The organism is Pseudomonas sp. PD9R (genome assembly GCF_019200975.1).
GTDB lineage: Bacteria > Pseudomonadota > Gammaproteobacteria > Pseudomonadales > Pseudomonadaceae > Aquipseudomonas.
This window is the reverse complement of sequence record NZ_JAHTMR010000013.1, coordinates 13,866-30,039: the sequence shown is the minus strand read 5'-3', so window position 1 is coordinate 30,039 and position 16,174 is coordinate 13,866. Positions and strand designations below refer to the sequence as shown.

Here is a 16,174-nt window from a genome sequence, read left to right as displayed (position 1 = left end):
CTACATGAAACGTATTCCCCTGTAGAAGCTGGCGAAGGCTGCGATCTTTGCTTTTTCTTACTCCACGTTCTGTGGATTCAACCAACCGCGCACTCGTCGCACCAACTGCTCCTGCTCTGCCTTGGCATTGCCCGGCAACGCCTTGAGCGATACCTGGCTGAACGCCGAAGCCTTCAAGCGTTTACTGGCCTGCAAGCGAGCCAGTGCCGCATTACGATCCAGCGGCTTGTCCATGTAGAAAATGTCAGCGGTAGGCAGCTTCAGGGTCGGCGTCAATTCATCCAGTTCAGGCTTGGCTTGAACCGGCGTCTGCGCAGCAACCATGACGAACCGCTCGACCTGCGATGTCTGCTTTTCGCTCAGATACCGCGCAGCCCAATAAGCGCCGGTGCCATGCCCCAATACGACGATGCTGCGCGCACTTTGCTGTTCGGCGAACGCAATAGCGGCATCGATACGGGCGAAGATTCGCTCGGCGTCAGCCTTGGATTGTTCCTCGGTGGTTTCGGCGATCGCTTTGTCGGCCACGTCCGCTTCTCCGCCCGCCGCTTGTTCGATGGGGGCCGCGGTGGTCGAGTCTTTGCTGCCGGTCTGCGCGACCTTGGGGGCTGGCACCACTTCCACGATGCGTGGCGCGATGGCATCGCTTTGCAAATCCGGCAAGGTGATACTCAGGCTGCTCCATTTGGCGTCCGGCAAATTGCGCCGCAGCGGACCGATTGCTTGCGGCCAGTCAACGGTTTCGCCAGCGCCCGGGATGATAATCACCGCGCCTTTGGGTTCGGCGGTATTGGCCGGTTTCCACAAGGCCAGGAACGTATCGCTGCCCGCTTGCAGTTGTTGCTGTTCCTGGGTCGGGATTTTTCGTTCCAGTGCTGTCGCTTCTTCCTGACTACGCTCAGGCAACGGCTGGCGTTCGACCGGTTTTTCTTCGGCGGGCTTTTGCGCGGCGGCAGGCGCCGGGTCGGCAGCTTCGACGGAAAAAGCACAAGGCAGGATCAGCGACAGGCACAATGCTGGCAGTGCCAGGCGGTAGACAGGGGGCATCGGATATTCCAGGCCAGAAGTTATTCCGGCAGCCTAATGGGTTGGTCAGTATTTGTCAGTGTGTGAGAGTTCGATGATGCGTTTTCGCTGCCTGTGGGTTATCGGCTGTTTGTGGTTTCCCTTGATGGGCTGGGCGGCCGTCGTGCCTCCGGCGCACGTTGCAATGTTGTCACCCAAGCAACAACAGTGGTTGGCGCAGCAGGGGGAATTGCGAGTCGGGCTGGTGTTGCAGGCACCTTATGCGCAATACGATCGCCGCTTGCAGCGGTTGTCCGGCGTCAACGTCGACCTGATGAAATGGCTGGCCAAGTCGCTCAAGGTCGAGCTGAGCTGGCGTAACTTTCCCGACCTTGAACAGCTGGAGGCCGCTGCACGCGAGGGTGAAATCGACATCGCCCCAGGCTTGACCCAAAGCCCCGGCGGCCTGCGCCTATGGCAATTTTCCGATCCGTACATGCGGGTGCCGCAGCTGGTGGTGAGCGACCAGAAAAGTACCGGTGCGGTAGAGCTGGAAAAGCTCGACAGCCAGACTCGCGTCGCCGTGCGCATGCCCAGTGCCACTGCCGATTACCTGCGCGGCAATTATGCTCATCTGAATCTGCAAGGTGTTCCCGTTGAACGTCAGGCACTGCAATTGTTGTTAAGTCAGCAAGCCGCTTACGCTGTGATCGACGAAGCGCAACTGGGGCGGCTGTCCGTCGAACCGGAGTTCGCCGGGCTGGTGGTGGTGGGCGACATTGGCTTGCCGCAGTTGCTGCGAATAGCGACGCGGCGCGACCGGCCTGAACTGGCGGGCATTATCGAAAGTGCGTTGCGGGCGATCCCGGCCAAGGATCTGGAGCAACTGCACAATCAATGGCTGCAACCCAAGTACCCCCGACTCACGGAGTCCCCGGGCTTCTGGCAAAACCTCTGCCTGCTGCTGTTAGTGTTGGCGCTGAGCAGCATGGCCATTGTGTTCTGGCAACGACGCCAGCAGCTCAGCCTGGAGCAGCGACTGGCAGCGGCGCAGGAAGACATTGCCTTGCGCACCGCTAGCGAAGAGGCCTTGCGGCTTACCCAGTTTTCCATTGATCAGAGCACCGTCGGCATCCTCTGGGTCAATTGGGACAGCCACGTGCGCTACGCCAACCGCGCGGCTGAAACCATGTTGGGTTATGCCTCGGGCGGGATCATCGACCGGCCCTTGATCGACTTCGAGCCCGGCCTGCACATGGATCGCTGGCTGAACCTGTGGAAAAGTGCCCGGGCCAGCGATGACACACCGCAAAGCTTCGAAACCAATTGTCTGCGGGCCGATGGCAGCATCTTGCCGGCCGATGTTTCGTTGAGCTTTCTGCGCTTTCGCGATGGCGAGTACCTGGTGGTTTATCTCACCGACGTTACCGAGCGCCGCCGCGCCCTGGCTGCATTGCAGGAAAGTGAAGCGCGGCTGCAAGGGATCGCGGCAAACGTGCCCGGATTGGTCTTTCGCCTGGAGCGTGCACCGGTGACAGGGCAAATCGACTTTGCCTACATCAGTGAAGGCAGCGAAAGTCTGGTGGGTTACTCGCCGGCCACCCTGGCTCATCGCGACAGAGGCTTGCGTAGTCTCGTTCATCCTGACGATAAGGCCAGTTATCACCAGACCCAGGACCAAGCGCTGGACACAGACAGCGACTGGTCATGGCAAGGGCGAATGCTGACGCGTCAAGGTGATGAGCGCTGGGCGGAAATCAAGGCGATTACCCGGCAGCTCGAGGACGGTGCCTACGTCTGGGACGGCATTGTCTGGGACATCAGCGAGAGCAAGCGCATTGAGTTGGAACTGGCCAGTTCCCGGGAACAACTGCGTGAATTGTCCGCACACCTGGAGAGCGTGCGCGAAGAGGAAAAGGCCCGCATTGCCCGGGAAGTCCACGACGAGTTGGGTCAGATGTTGACCGTGCTCAAGCTGGAAACGTCCATGTGCGAATTGGCCTACGCGCAACTCGACCCAGGTCTGAACGAGCGCTTGAACAGTATGAAGCGCTTGATCGCCCAACTATTCCAGTTAGTGCGCGATGTGGCGACGGCATTGCGCCCACCGATTCTTGATGCCGGGATCGCCTCGGCCATCGAGTGGCAGGCTCGTCGCTTCGAGGCGCGCACGCAGATTCCGTGCCTGGTGCAAGTACCGGATAACTTGCCGGTACTCAGTGATGCCAAGGCGATCGGCTTGTTTCGAATCCTTCAGGAAGCACTGACCAATGTCATGCGCCATGCCCAGGCGCATACTGTCGAACTGACATTGGCCCTTGAGGGCGACGGGCTATGTCTGACCATCAGCGATGATGGCGTAGGATTTGTCGCCGCCTCTGGAAGGCCGACATCCTTCGGGGTGGTCGGTATGCGTGAGCGAGTGCTGATCATGGGTGGGCAGTTGTCGCTTGAAAGTGAGCCGGGCGAGGGCACGACCCTGATTGTGCGAGTGCCGCTGGACCGCTGAAAGATCGCAGCCTGCGGCAGCTTCTATATGGAACGTATTCCCCGTAGGAGCTGCCCAAGGCTGCGATCTTTTTGGCGACAAGGTAATTTTTGAGGAGAGGCAAGTGATCCGTGTACTGGTAGCCGAAGACCACACCATCGTCCGCGAAGGCATCAAGCAACTGATTGGCCTGGCCAAGGACTTGCTGGTGGTGGGGGAGGCGAGCAATGGCGAGCAGTTGCTCGAGACCTTGCGTCACGTGCCCTGCGAAGTGGTGCTTTTGGATATCTCCATGCCGGGCGTTAACGGACTGGAGGCGATCCCGCGAATTCGTGCGTTAAGCAATCCCCCGGCGATTCTGGTGTTGTCGATGCACGACGAGGCGCAAATGGCCGCGCGGGCATTGAAGGTTGGTGCCGCTGGCTACGCGACCAAGGACAGCGATCCGGCATTGTTGCTGACGGCGATCCGCAAAGTCGCGGCGGGCGGACGTTATATCGACCCGGACCTGGCCGATCGCATGGTCTTCGAAGTCGGCCTGACCGATTCGCGGCCGCTGCATTCGCTGTTGTCAGAGCGCGAATTTTCGGTGTTCGAACGCCTGGCGCAAGGCGCCAACGTCAACGACATCGCCCAGCAACTGGCATTGAGCAGCAAGACCATCAGCACCCACAAGGCACGGCTGATGCAGAAACTCAACATCACCTCGCTGGCCGAACTGGTGAAGTACGCGATGGAGCACAAACTGCTCTAAAACCGCATGCAGTCCCTGTAGGAGCGAGGCTTGCCCGCGAAGCTTTTAGCGCTAGTGAAGACGCCTTCGCGGGCAAGCCTCGCTCCTACAGGAAAGCAGTGGCATATCCATTTACGACATCCCACCAAACCGCTTTTACCATTCCTTGCGGCTTGCAGCTTCAAACTCGCCACTGCACCTATCCAATCCCGCCATCCGTGTAGGGCAATCCCTACCCCCAACCTTCCATCCGTCTGAGGACATTCTCTCCTGCGCCCCGATTTGCGTGCTCCCCAGCGTCCACTAGGCTTAGTCCACAGCAGTCATCAACAACAAAGGTGTGGGTATGAGCCAGGTCGATTCAAGCGCAGGGGCCAATGATGTTCTGGTCAGCTTTCGTGGAGTGCAGAAGAGCTACGACGGCGAGAACCTGATCGTCAAAGACCTCAACCTGGAGATTCGCAAAGGCGAATTCCTCACTTTGCTTGGGCCGTCCGGTTCAGGCAAGACCACCAGCCTGATGATGCTCGCCGGTTTCGAAACACCGACCGCAGGCGAAATCCTGCTGGCCGGGCGCTCCATCAACAACGTGCCGCCGCACAAGCGTGACATCGGCATGGTGTTCCAGAACTACGCATTGTTCCCGCACATGACGGTCGCCGAGAACCTGGCGTTCCCGCTGACCGTGCGCGGTTTGAACAAAAGCGATGTCAGCGACAAGGTCAAAAAAGTCCTGAGCATGGTCCAGCTCGACGCCTTCGCTCAGCGTTACCCGGCACAACTGTCCGGCGGTCAGCAGCAGCGTGTAGCCCTGGCCCGGGCGCTGGTGTTCGAGCCGCAACTGGTGCTGATGGACGAACCCCTCGGCGCACTCGATAAACAACTGCGTGAACACATGCAGATGGAGATCAAGCACTTGCACCAGCGTCTGGGCGTGACCGTGGTCTACGTGACCCACGACCAGGGCGAAGCCCTGACCATGTCCGACCGAGTGGCGGTATTCCATCAAGGCGAAATCCAGCAAATCGCTCCACCGCGCACGCTCTACGAAGAGCCGAAAAACACTTTCGTCGCCAACTTCATCGGCGAGAACAACCGTCTCAATGGCCGTTTGCACAGCCAGACCGGTGACCGCTGCGTGGTCGAACTGGGTCGCGGTGAAAAAGTTGAAGCGCTGGCGGTGAATGTCGGCAAGACCGGCGAGCCGGTGACCTTGTCCATTCGCCCGGAGCGCGTGAGCCTCAATGGTTCCAGCGAGTCTTGCATCAACCGCTTCTCGGGACGGGTGGCGGAATTCATCTATCTGGGCGACCACGTCCGGGTTCGCCTGGAAGTCTGCGGCAAGACCGACTTCTTTGTGAAACAGCCGATTGCCGAGCTCGATCCAGGGCTGGCGGTGGGTGATGTGGTACCGCTTGGCTGGCAGGTCGAACACGTTCGAGCGCTCGACCCACTTCTAGAGGCGAATTGATCGCCCCGGCTTCAACACACCAACCCTGCACGTGGAGAAAACAATAAATGTTGAAATCCCTGAAATTCACCGCTCTGGCACTGGGCATGATGGGGGCAGCCAGCGCAATGGCGGCTGGCCCGGACCTGACCGTGGTGTCCTTTGGCGGGGCGAACAAGGCAGCACAGGTCAAAGCCTTCTATGCACCGTGGGAAGCGGCAGGCAACGGCAAGATCGTGGCGGGCGAGTACAACGGCGAAATGGCCAAGGTCAAAGCCATGGTCGACACCAAGAGCGTGTCCTGGGACCTGGTAGAAGTTGAATCGCCAGAACTGTCCCGTGGTTGCGACGAAGACATGTTCGAGCCGCTGGATCCGAAACTGTTCGGCAAAACCGAAGACTACGTCAAAGGCGCGATCCAGCCTTGCGGCGTAGGCTTCTTCGTGTGGTCCACCGTGTTGGCCTACAACGCCGACAAACTGGCCTCCGCACCGACAAGCTGGGTGGATTTCTGGGACACCAAGAAATTCCCTGGCAAGCGCGGCCTGCGTAAAGGCGCCAAATACACCCTGGAATTCGCTCTGATGGCCGACGGCGTTGCGCCGAAAGACGTCTACAAAGTGCTGGCCAGCAAAGACGGTCAGGACCGCGCGTTCAAGAAACTGGATGAACTCAAGCCAAGCATCCAATGGTGGGAAGCCGGCGCACAACCGCCGCAATACCTCGCCTCCGGTGACGTAGTCATGAGCTCGGCCTACAACGGTCGTATCGCTGCCGTGCAGAAAGAAAGCAACCTGAAAGTGGTGTGGAACGGCGGCATCTACGACTTCGACGCATGGGCCATTCCAAAAGGTCTGGACAAGGCGCGTGCTGAGGCAGCGAAGAAATTCATCGCTTACTCGGTCATGCCGCAGCAGCAGAAGACCTACTCCGAAAACATCGCCTACGGCCCGGCCAACACCCAAGCCGTACCGTTGCTGTCCAAGGATGTCCTGAAAGACATGCCGACCACCCCGGAAAACATCGCCAACCAGGTGCAGATCGACGTCAGCTTCTGGGCTGACAACGGCGAGCAACTGGAACAGCGCTTCAATTCCTGGGCTGCGAAGTAGCAACTGCGTGCAATTCACGCAAACTCTGTAGGAGCTGCCGAAGGCTGCGATCTTTTGACGTTGGCTTTTCAAGATCAACAGATCGCAGCCTCGTTTCACTCGACAGCTCCTGCAGGGCCGGCGTTTTCAATGCGTGTTGATGTAATGCGGCATCGCTGTGTGCGATGCCGCCCATCCAAAGATTTCCGGAGTACGCCATGGCTATCGCCGTTCCCCTGAACGCGGGCACTGACCCCACCTTGAAGCAGCGGCTCAAGCACGCCGAGCGGGTCAACCGCTGGAAGGCCCAAGCCTTGATCGCGCCGCTGGTGCTGTTTCTGTTGCTGGTGTTCCTGGTGCCGATCGTGGCGCTGCTCTACAAAAGTGTCGGTAACCCGGAAGTGGTCGGCGGCATGCCGCGCACTGTTGCGGCTATCGCCAGTTGGGACGGCCGAGGCCTGCCCGCTGAACCGGTTTACAAAGCGGCCGCCGAAGACCTCGCCGACGCCCGCAAGAATCAAACCCTGGGCGATTTGTCCAAGCGCCTGAATATGGAGTTGGCCGGCTACCGCAGCCTGCTGACCAAAACCGCTCGCGCGTTGCCGCTGGCCACTGAACCCGCCTCTTATAAAGAAGCACTGGAAGGCCTCGACGAGCGCTGGGGCGACCCGGCCTACTGGCAAGCCGTACGCCGCAACACCAGCAGCATCACGCCTTACTATTTGCTGGCTGCGGTCGACCATCGCATCGACGACCTCGGCGAAATCGCCCCGGCCACCCCGGACCAGGCGATCTACCTCGACATCTTCGCCCGGACCTTCTGGATGGGCCTGGTCATCACCGCGATCTGCCTGGTGTTGGCGTATCCGTTGGCTTACCTGCTGGCGAACCTGCCGTCGCGCCAAAGTAACCTGCTGATGATTCTGGTTCTGCTGCCGTTCTGGACGTCGATTCTGGTGCGCGTCGCCGCGTGGATCGTGTTGCTGCAATCAGGCGGGTTGATCAACAGCGGCCTGATGGCCATGGGCATCATTGATAAGCCGATCGAGCTGGTGTTCAACCGCGTCGGTGTCTACATCTCGATGGTGCACATCCTGCTGCCGTTCATGATTCTGCCGATCTACAGCGTGATGAAAGGCATCTCGCCGACCTACATGCGTGCCGCGATTTCCCTCGGCTGCCATCCGTTCGCCAGTTTCTGGCGGGTGTACTTCCCGCAGACTTATGCCGGTGTCGGCGCTGGTTGCCTGTTGGTGTTCATCCTCGCCATTGGCTACTACATCACCCCGGCCTTGCTGGGCAGCCCGAACGATCAGATGGTCAGCTACTTCGTCGCTTTCTACACCAACACCAGCATCAACTGGGGCATGGCAACCGCGCTCGGTGGGTTGCTGCTGTTGGCGACCGTTGTGCTTTATCTGATTTACAGCTGGCTGGTGGGCGCTAGCCGCCTGCGCTTGAGCTAAAGGGAGAACGAAATGCTGAGTCCTTATATGTCGCCCATTGAGCGGGTGTGGTTCTACAGCTTGCGGATTCTCTGCGGCTTGATTCTGTTGTTCCTGATCCTGCCGGTGCTGGTGATCATTCCGCTGTCGTTCAACTCCGGCAGTTTCCTGGTGTACCCGCTGCAAGGTTTCTCGCTGCACTGGTATCAGGACTTCTTTGCCTCGGCCGAGTGGATGCGGTCGTTGAAGAACAGCATCATCGTCGCCCCGGCGGCTACGGTGCTGGCGATGGTCTTCGGTACATTGGCGGCCATTGGCCTGACCCGTGGCGACTTCCCTGGCAAGGCGCTGGTGATGGCATTGGTGATTTCGCCGATGGTGGTGCCGGTGGTGATCATCGGTGTGGCGAGTTATTTGTTCTTTGCACCGCTGGGCCTGGGCAACAGCTTCTTCTCGCTGATCGTGGTGCACGCGGTGTTGGGTGTGCCGTTCGTGATCATCACGGTGTCGGCGACATTGCAGGGGTTTAACCAGAACCTGGTGCGCGCTGCTGCCAGCCTTGGTGCGTCGCCACTGACGGCATTTCGTCGCGTGACCTTGCCATTGATTGCGCCGGGTGTGATTTCCGGCGCGCTGTTCGCCTTCGCCACCTCGTTCGATGAGGTCGTAGTAACGCTGTTCCTTGCCGGCCCAGAACAAGCGACCTTGCCACGGCAGATGTTCAGCGGTATCCGCGAAAACCTCAGCCCAACCATCGCCGCCGCCGCGACACTGCTGATCGCCTTCTCGGTGATCCTGTTGCTGACCCTGGAATGGCTGCGTGGCCGCAGCGAAAAACTGCGCACCGCCCAGGTCTGACGCAATCCCCTGTAGGAGCTGTCGAGTGAAACGAGGCTGCGATCTTTTGATCTTGATCTTTAAAAATCAAAAGATCGCAGCCTCGTTTCACTCGACAGCTCCTACAGGGGTTTGTGTAGGTTTGGGTTGTGGGGTCATTCATGGCCTGAATATGAGACTACGCCAAAACCCCAGCTACTATTGTGCCCAGCTCCCCTACCTATAAGAGGCTGCGCACAATGAGTCTTTCCTCTTTCAAAATCGCACACAAACTGATCACCGGCGCAGGGGCTATCGAGCAACTGGCGGCGGAACTGACACGCCTGGACATCGACAACCCACTGATCGTCACCGACGCCGCACTGGTCAAGTCCGGCACCGTCGAGCTGGCGCTGGCGCAGATGGGGGATCGGACCTATGAAATCTTCGACCGGGTGCTGCCCGATCCGGAGATCGCCATCGTCGAAGACTGCATGCGGGTCTACCGCGAAGGCGGGCATGACGGGTTGATCGGCCTGGGTGGCGGCAGCGCCATCGACATTGCCAAAAGCGTGGCTGCGTATGCCGGTTATCACGGCGCTCTGGAGGATTTGTTCGGTATCGATCAGGTGCCGCGCAAAGGTCCGCCGCTGATCGCCATCCCGACCACCGCCGGCACCGGCTCGGAAGTGACCAATGTTGCGATCCTTTCCGACAAGGTCGCGCAACTGAAGAAGGGTATTGTCAGCGACTATCTATTGCCGGATGTGGCGCTGGTCAGCCCGCAAATGACCCTGACTTGCCCGCGCAGCGTTACGGCAGCCAGTGGCGTCGATGCGCTGGTGCATGCCATTGAATCCTATCTGTCGGTGAATGCCTCACCCATTACCGACGCCCTCGCCATTGGTGCCATCAAGCTGATCGCCAAGGCGTTGCCCAAGGCCTACGCCAATCCATCCAATCTGCAAGCCCGCGAAGACATGGCCACCGCCAGCCTGATGGCCGGCATGGCGTTCGGCAATGCCGGGGTCGGCGCGGTGCATGCGCTGGCGTATCCGCTGGGTGGGCGTTTCAATATTGCTCACGGCGTCAGCAACGCCTTGCTGCTGCCTTATGTCATGACCTGGAACAAGATGGCGTGCGTCGAACGCATGCAAGATATTGCCGAAGCCATGGGCGTCAAGACCGCTCATCTGAGTGTCAATGAAGCGGCCGATAAAGCCGTGGAGGCCATGAGCGACTTGTGCGCGGCGGTGGAAATTCCGGCAGGACTGCGCAGTTTCGGGGTTCCCGAGGACGCCATTTCGGCCATGGCCGAGGAGGCGGCCGGCATCGAGCGTCTGATGCGCAATAATCCGCGCAAACTGAGTGCTGTCGATATCGAGAAAATCTACCGCGCGGCGTACTAGGCAAAAGCCCAATCATCGCGGTCACGGTGCGCGCGTCAAAGCATGAGGTATACAATGCGCGCCATCGTGATTTTGCTCAGAAAAGGTGCGTCATGCAGCCCTTCGTAATTGCTCCGTCGATTCTCTCCGCCGACTTTGCCCGCCTGGGTGACGAAGTGGACAACGTCCTGGCCGCTGGCGCCGACTTCGTGCACTTCGATGTCATGGACAACCATTACGTGCCCAACCTGACCATCGGCCCGATGGTTTGCGCAGCGCTGCGTAAATACGGCGTGACTGCGCCGATCGACGCACACCTGATGGTCAGCCCGGTGGACCGCATCGTCGGCGACTTCATCGAGGCCGGCGCGACTTACATCACCTTCCACCCGGAAGCCACGCAACACGTCGATCGTTCCCTGCAGTTGATCCGCGAAGGTGGCTGCAAGTCGGGCCTGGTGTTCAACCCGGCGACCCCGCTGGACGTGCTCAAGTACGTGATGGACAAGGTCGACATGATCTTGCTGATGAGCGTCAACCCGGGCTTCGGCGGGCAGAAATTCATCCCCGGCACCCTCGACAAGCTGCGTGAAGCACGTGCGCTGATCGATGCTTCCGGTCGTGACATTCGCCTGGAAATCGACGGCGGCGTCAACGTGAACAACATTCGTGAAATCGCTGCGGCGGGAGCCGACACCTTCGTTGCCGGCTCCGCGATCTTCAATGCGCCGAACTACCAGGAAGTTATCGACAAGATGCGTTCCGAACTGGCACTGGCTCGCCCATGAGTGGTTTTGAGCAGCTGTTCCCGGGAAGTCTGCCAAGGCTGGTGATGTTCGATCTGGATGGCACGCTGATCGATTCGGTCCCGGACCTCGCAGCGGCTGTGGATAACATGCTGCTCAAACTGGGCCGCAAACCCGCCGGCATCGAGTCGGTGCGCGAGTGGGTTGGCAATGGTGCGCCGGTTCTGGTGCGCCGTGCGCTGGCCGGTAGCATCGATCACTCGGCGGTCGATGACGTCGAAGCCGAGCATGCGCTGGAAATCTTCATGCAGGCTTATGGTGAAAGCCATGAGCTGACCGTGGTCTATCCCGGCGTGCGCGACACCCTGAAGTGGCTGCACAAGCAGGGTGTCGAAATGGCACTGATCACCAACAAACCGGAGCGTTTCGTCGCGCCGCTGTTGGATCAAATGAAAATCGGTCGTTATTTTCGCCTGATCATCGGCGGCGATACCTTGCCGCAGAAAAAACCGGACCCGGCTGCGCTGTTTTTCGTGATGAAGATGACCAACATCCCGGCGTCGCAATCCTTGTTCGTCGGCGATTCGCGCAGCGATGTGCTGGCGGCGAAAGCGGCAGGGGTCAAGTGCGTGGCCCTGAGTTACGGCTACAACCACGGTCGCCCGATCGCCGAAGAGTCGCCGACACTGGTGATCGACGATCTGCGCAAGCTAATTCCCGGTTGCCTGGATCTTTGCGCTGAGATAACGTTGCCCGACGCTGTTCAATCCCCTCCTGGAAACTCCATCGTGGTGGTCACTCGCAAACTCTGGATGAAAGTCATCAAGGCCCTGGCCCGCTGGCGTTGGCGCGCCTGACTTGATCCTGGCCGGTTGTCCGGCGCGTTTGCATACCTGACTGTTTGATCCTCAAGCCACGAGGCACCTCATGATCCGCGAAGAATTCCTGCGTTTGGCCGCTGCCGGCTACAACCGCATCCCGCTTGCCTGCGAAACCCTGGCCGACTTTGACACTCCGCTGTCGATCTACCTGAAACTGGCCGACGAGCCTAATTCCTACTTGCTGGAATCCGTACAGGGCGGCGAGAAGTGGGGCCGTTACTCGATCATCGGCTTGCCGTGCCGCACCGTGCTGCGGGTTCACGACCATCACGTCAGCGTGACGATTGATGGCGTCGAGACCGAAAGCCACGACGTGGAAGACCCGCTGGCCTTCGTCGAAACTTTCAAGGCCCGTTACAACGTGCCGACCATCGCTGGCCTGCCACGCTTCAACGGTGGCCTGGTGGGTTACTTCGGTTACGACTGCGTGCGTTATGTGGAGAAGCGTCTGGGCAAGTGTCCGAACCCGGACCCGCTAGGCGTGCCGGATATTCTGCTAATGGTTTCCGATGCGGTGGTGGTGTTCGACAACCTCGCCGGCAAGATGCATGCAATCGTCCTGGCCGACCCGGCGCAGGAAGACGCTTTCGAACAAGGTCGCGCACGCCTTGAAGAGCTGCTGGAAAAACTCCGTCAGCCGATTACCCCGCGTCGTGGCCTGGATTTCAGCAAGCAGCAGTCGGCTGATCCGGTGTTCCGCTCCAGTTTCACCCAGGACGATTACGAAAAAGCCGTCGACACCATCAAGGAATACATCCTGGCCGGCGACTGCATGCAGGTCGTGCCGTCCCAGCGCATGTCGATCGACTTCAAGGCTGCGCCAATCGATCTGTATCGCGCGCTGCGCTGCTTCAACCCGACGCCTTATATGTACTTCTTCAACTTCGGTGACTTCCACGTCGTCGGCAGTTCCCCGGAAGTGCTGGTGCGGGTCGAAGACAATCTCATCACCGTGCGCCCGATCGCCGGCACTCGTCCGCGTGGTGCCAGCGAAGAAGCTGACCTGGCGCTGGAAAAAGACCTGCTGTCCGACGATAAGGAAATCGCCGAACACTTGATGTTGATCGACCTGGGTCGTAACGACACCGGTCGCGTCTCGGAAATCGGTTCGGTGAAACTCACCGAGAAAATGGTCATCGAGCGTTATTCCAATGTGATGCACATCGTCTCCAACGTCACCGGCCAACTGAAAGCCGGGCTGACGGCGATGGACGCACTGCGGGCGATCCTGCCGGCGGGCACTTTGTCCGGCGCACCGAAGATTCGCGCGATGGAAATCATCGACGAACTGGAACCGGTGAAGCGTGGCGTCTACGGCGGCGCCGTCGGCTACTTCGCCTGGAACGGCAACATGGACACCGCCATTGCGATTCGCACGGCGGTGATCAAGAACGGCGAACTGCACGTGCAGGCCGGTGGCGGCATCGTTGCCGACTCGGTGCCGGCGCTGGAATGGGAAGAAACCCTGAACAAGCGCCGCGCGATGTTCCGCGCCGTTGCCCTGGCTGAACAAACTCCAGAAAGCTGACCCATGAACTGACTCGTATGCCGGCCGCCTTGACCAATCAAGCGCAGGCCGCAGCGGGCGATTCATCCGAGGCTGTATTAGTAGTCAGTGAATTCAAGAGGTTCTTAACGCCATGTTGCTGATGATCGATAACTACGACTCTTTTACCTACAACGTTGTGCAATACCTTGGTGAGCTGGGCTCCCAGGTCAAAGTCGTGCGCAACGATGAACTCACCATTGCTGAAATCGAAGCCCTCAACCCTGAGCGCATCGTCGTGTCTCCAGGTCCGTGCACGCCGACCGAAGCCGGCATTTCGATTGAGGCGATCAAGCATTTCGCCGGCAAGCTGCCGATTCTTGGTGTGTGCCTGGGCCATCAGTCCATCGGCCAGGCCTTTGGCGGCGATGTGGTTCGTGCGCGCCAAGTCATGCACGGCAAGACCAGCCCGGTCTTCCACGAGGACAAAGGTGTGTTCGCTGGCCTGAACAATCCGCTGACGGTTACCCGCTATCATTCGTTGATCGTCAAACGCGAAACCCTGCCGGATTGCCTGGAGCTAACAGCCTGGACCCAGCTCGAAGACGGTTCGGTCGACGAGATCATGGGCCTGCGCCATAAGACACTGAACATTGAAGGCGTGCAGTTCCACCCTGAGTCGATCCTCACCGAGCAGGGCCATGAACTGTTCGCGAACTTCCTCAAACAAACCGGCGGCACGCGCTAAGGACTTTTCATGAATATCAAGACAGCCCTGGGCCGTATCGTCGATCACCTCGACCTCAGCACCGATGAAATGCGCGATGTGATGCGCGAAATCATGACTGGCCAATGCACCGACGCGCAGATTGGCGCGTTCATGATGGCCATGCGCATGAAGAGCGAAAGCATCGACGAAATCGTTGGTGCCGTGTCGGTCATGCGCGAACTGGCCGACAAGGTCGAACTCAAGACCCTCGACGGCGTGGTCGATGTGGTGGGTACTGGCGGTGACGGTGCCAATATTTTCAACGTGTCGACCGCTTCCTCGTTCGTGGTCGCGGCGGCCGGTTGCACCGTGGCCAAGCACGGTAACCGTGCGGTTTCGGGCAAAAGTGGCAGTGCCGACTTGCTGGAGGCGGCGGGTATCTACCTGAACCTGACCCCGGTTCAGGTGGCGCGCTGCATCGATAACGTCGGCATCGGTTTCATGTTTGCCCAGACCCACCACAGTGCCATGAAGTACGCTGCCGGCCCGCGCCGTGATCTCGGCTTGCGTACCCTGTTCAACATGCTCGGCCCGCTTACGAATCCGGCCGGTGTGAAACATCAGGTGGTGGGCGTGTTCACCCAGGCATTGTGCCGGCCATTGGCCGAAGTCTTGCAGCGCCTGGGCAGCAAGCATGTGCTGGTGGTGCATTCGAAGGATGGTCTGGACGAGTTCAGCCTGGCAGCGCCGACCTTTGTCGCAGAACTGAAAAATGACCAGATCACCGAGTATTGGGTCGAGCCGGAAGATTTGGGCATGAAGAGCCAGAGCCTGCACGGCCTGGCGGTGGACAGCCCAGCGGCGTCCCTTGAGTTGATTCGTGATGCATTAGGCAAGCGCAAGACCGAAAACGGTCAGAAAGCCGCCGAGATGATCATGCTCAATGCCGGTGCCGCGTTGTACGCCGCCGACCATGCGAGCAGTTTGAAAGAGGGTGTTGCCCTGGCGCACGATGCGCTGCACACCGGCCTCGCTCGGGAAAAACTCGAAGAGCTGGGTGCATTTACCGCGGTATTCAAAGTGGAGAATGAGGGATGAGTGTACCGACGGTTCTGGAGAACATTCTGGCGCGCAAGGTCGAGGAAGTTGCCGAGCGTAGTGCTCGCGTAAGCCTCGCCGAGCTGGAAAGTCTGGCCAAGGCGGCCGATGCACCCCGTGGCTTTGCCAAGGCGTTGCTGGCCCAGGCCAAGCTGAAGCAGCCGGCAGTCATTGCTGAAATCAAAAAAGCGTCGCCGAGCAAAGGTGTGATCCGCGCGAACTTCGTTCCTGCCGATATCGCTAAAAGCTACGAGAAGGGCGGCGCGACCTGTTTGTCGGTGCTCACCGATATCGATTACTTCCAGGGCGCCGATGTATACCTGCAGCAGGCCCGTGCAGCGTGCAAACTGCCGGTGATCCGCAAGGACTTCATGATCGATCCGTACCAGATCGTCGAAGCCCGGGCGCTGGGCGCGGATTGCGTGCTGTTGATCGTCTCCGCTCTGGACGACGTGAAGATGGCCGAGTTGGCATCGGTTGCCAAAAGCGTCGGCCTTGACGTGCTGGTGGAAGTCCATGATGGCGACGAGTTGGAGCGGGCCTTGAAAACCCTCGACACGCCTCTGGTCGGCGTGAACAACCGCAACCTGCACACTTTCGATGTCAGCCTGGAAACGACCCTCGACCTGTTGCCGCGTATTCCACGTGATCGTCTGGTGATCACCGAGAGTGGGATCCTCAACCGTGCTGATGTCGAACTGATGGAAATCAGCGACGTTTACGCGTTCCTGGTCGGTGAGGCGTTCATGCGCGCCGAAAGCCCGGGTACTGAGTTGCAGCGCCTGTTCTTCCCTGAGCGTGGCGTTCCTGTCAGCGGATCGACCCTCGACTGAGTCAA

At 59.5% G+C, this 16,174-nt stretch carries 14 protein-coding genes; 13 read left to right on the top strand and 1 reads right to left on the bottom strand.

Translation table 11 applies throughout. The features are described from left to right. Positions 1 to 57 precede the first annotated feature (57 nt). Positions 58 to 1,047 carry an alpha/beta hydrolase family protein gene (locus KUF73_RS22630; RefSeq protein ID WP_218440243.1) on the bottom strand — a complete coding sequence of 330 codons (990 nt, stop codon included), beginning with the start codon at positions 1,045 to 1,047 and terminating at the stop codon, positions 58 to 60. 73 nt (positions 1,048 to 1,120) lie between these two features. Between KUF73_RS22630 and KUF73_RS22625 the strand changes: the two genes are divergently transcribed. The 13 genes from KUF73_RS22625 to trpC all read left to right on the top strand — a co-directional run bounded on the left by KUF73_RS22625 (position 1,121) and on the right by trpC (position 16,169). Then, positions 1,121 to 3,514, top strand: a complete 2,394-nt coding sequence (locus KUF73_RS22625; protein ID WP_218440242.1) for a PAS domain S-box protein — start codon at positions 1,121 to 1,123, stop codon at positions 3,512 to 3,514. Positions 3,515 to 3,617: 103 nt separating this feature from the next. Further along, on the top strand, positions 3,618 to 4,247 hold the full coding sequence (locus KUF73_RS22620; RefSeq protein WP_218440241.1) for a response regulator transcription factor: 630 nt from the start codon (positions 3,618 to 3,620) through the stop codon (positions 4,245 to 4,247). A 325-nt stretch (positions 4,248 to 4,572) separates the two neighbouring features. Beyond that, positions 4,573 to 5,697: an ABC transporter ATP-binding protein gene (locus KUF73_RS22615; RefSeq protein WP_218440240.1), complete on the top strand. Its 1,125-nt coding sequence runs from the start codon at positions 4,573 to 4,575 to the stop codon at positions 5,695 to 5,697. A gap of 47 nt (positions 5,698 to 5,744) precedes the next feature. Further along, on the top strand, positions 5,745 to 6,788 hold the full coding sequence (locus tag KUF73_RS22610; protein ID WP_218440239.1) for an ABC transporter substrate-binding protein: 1,044 nt from the start codon (positions 5,745 to 5,747) through the stop codon (positions 6,786 to 6,788). A 197-nt stretch (positions 6,789 to 6,985) separates the two neighbouring features. After that, the gene (locus KUF73_RS22605) at positions 6,986 to 8,233 is read left to right on the top strand and encodes an ABC transporter permease (RefSeq protein WP_218440238.1); all 1,248 of its coding nucleotides are present in this window, start codon (positions 6,986 to 6,988) and stop codon (positions 8,231 to 8,233) included. Positions 8,234 to 8,245: 12 nt separating this feature from the next. Beyond that, on the top strand, positions 8,246 to 9,070 hold the full coding sequence (locus KUF73_RS22600) for an ABC transporter permease (protein ID WP_218440237.1): 825 nt from the start codon (positions 8,246 to 8,248) through the stop codon (positions 9,068 to 9,070). 218 nt (positions 9,071 to 9,288) lie between these two features. Next, positions 9,289 to 10,437 (top strand): iron-containing alcohol dehydrogenase, encoded by a 1,149-nt coding sequence (locus KUF73_RS22595; protein WP_218440236.1) that lies wholly within the window; start codon positions 9,289 to 9,291, stop codon positions 10,435 to 10,437. Between the two features lie 92 nt (positions 10,438 to 10,529). Continuing rightward, positions 10,530 to 11,204, top strand: coding sequence for a ribulose-phosphate 3-epimerase (rpe, locus tag KUF73_RS22590; protein ID WP_218440235.1), 675 nt, complete (start codon positions 10,530 to 10,532; stop codon positions 11,202 to 11,204). Continuing rightward, positions 11,201 to 12,019 (top strand): phosphoglycolate phosphatase, encoded by an 819-nt coding sequence (locus KUF73_RS22585; protein WP_218440234.1) that lies wholly within the window; start codon positions 11,201 to 11,203, stop codon positions 12,017 to 12,019. Before rpe ends, KUF73_RS22585 begins: the two co-directional genes overlap by 4 nt. 70 nt (positions 12,020 to 12,089) lie before the next feature. After that, positions 12,090 to 13,571, top strand: coding sequence for an anthranilate synthase component I (gene trpE, locus KUF73_RS22580; RefSeq protein ID WP_218440233.1), 1,482 nt, complete (start codon positions 12,090 to 12,092; stop codon positions 13,569 to 13,571). Between the two features lie 112 nt (positions 13,572 to 13,683). After that, a complete protein-coding gene (locus tag KUF73_RS22575; protein ID WP_218440232.1) occupies positions 13,684 to 14,277 on the top strand; it encodes an aminodeoxychorismate/anthranilate synthase component II in 594 nt (197 codons plus the stop codon). A gap of 9 nt (positions 14,278 to 14,286) precedes the next feature. After that, positions 14,287 to 15,336: an anthranilate phosphoribosyltransferase gene (trpD, locus tag KUF73_RS22570; RefSeq protein WP_218440231.1), complete on the top strand. Its 1,050-nt coding sequence runs from the start codon at positions 14,287 to 14,289 to the stop codon at positions 15,334 to 15,336. Beyond that, positions 15,333 to 16,169, top strand: a complete 837-nt coding sequence (gene trpC / locus KUF73_RS22565) for an indole-3-glycerol phosphate synthase TrpC (protein WP_218440230.1) — start codon at positions 15,333 to 15,335, stop codon at positions 16,167 to 16,169. Before trpD ends, trpC begins: the two co-directional genes overlap by 4 nt. The last annotated feature ends 5 nt before the right edge of the window (positions 16,170 to 16,174 follow it).

Bases quoted from the DNA above. Each gene is read 5' to 3' on its own strand.
- KUF73_RS22630 (WP_218440243.1), bottom strand. From the start codon at position 1,047: ATGCCCCCTGTCTACCGCCTGGCACTGCCAGCATTGTGCCTGTCGCTG.
- KUF73_RS22625 (WP_218440242.1), top strand. From the start codon at position 1,121: ATGATGCGTTTTCGCTGCCTGTGGGTTATCGGCTGTTTGTGGTTTCCC.
- KUF73_RS22615 (WP_218440240.1), top strand. From the start codon at position 4,573: ATGAGCCAGGTCGATTCAAGCGCAGGGGCCAATGATGTTCTGGTCAGC.
- KUF73_RS22610 (WP_218440239.1), top strand. From the start codon at position 5,745: ATGTTGAAATCCCTGAAATTCACCGCTCTGGCACTGGGCATGATGGGG.
- KUF73_RS22605 (WP_218440238.1), top strand. From the start codon at position 6,986: ATGGCTATCGCCGTTCCCCTGAACGCGGGCACTGACCCCACCTTGAAG.
- KUF73_RS22600 (WP_218440237.1), top strand. From the start codon at position 8,246: ATGCTGAGTCCTTATATGTCGCCCATTGAGCGGGTGTGGTTCTACAGC.
- KUF73_RS22595 (WP_218440236.1), top strand. From the start codon at position 9,289: ATGAGTCTTTCCTCTTTCAAAATCGCACACAAACTGATCACCGGCGCA.
- rpe (WP_218440235.1), top strand. From the start codon at position 10,530: ATGCAGCCCTTCGTAATTGCTCCGTCGATTCTCTCCGCCGACTTTGCC.
- KUF73_RS22585 (WP_218440234.1), top strand. From the start codon at position 11,201: ATGAGTGGTTTTGAGCAGCTGTTCCCGGGAAGTCTGCCAAGGCTGGTG.
- trpE (WP_218440233.1), top strand. From the start codon at position 12,090: ATGATCCGCGAAGAATTCCTGCGTTTGGCCGCTGCCGGCTACAACCGC.
- KUF73_RS22575 (WP_218440232.1), top strand. From the start codon at position 13,684: ATGTTGCTGATGATCGATAACTACGACTCTTTTACCTACAACGTTGTG.
- trpD (WP_218440231.1), top strand. From the start codon at position 14,287: ATGAATATCAAGACAGCCCTGGGCCGTATCGTCGATCACCTCGACCTC.
- trpC (WP_218440230.1), top strand. From the start codon at position 15,333: ATGAGTGTACCGACGGTTCTGGAGAACATTCTGGCGCGCAAGGTCGAG.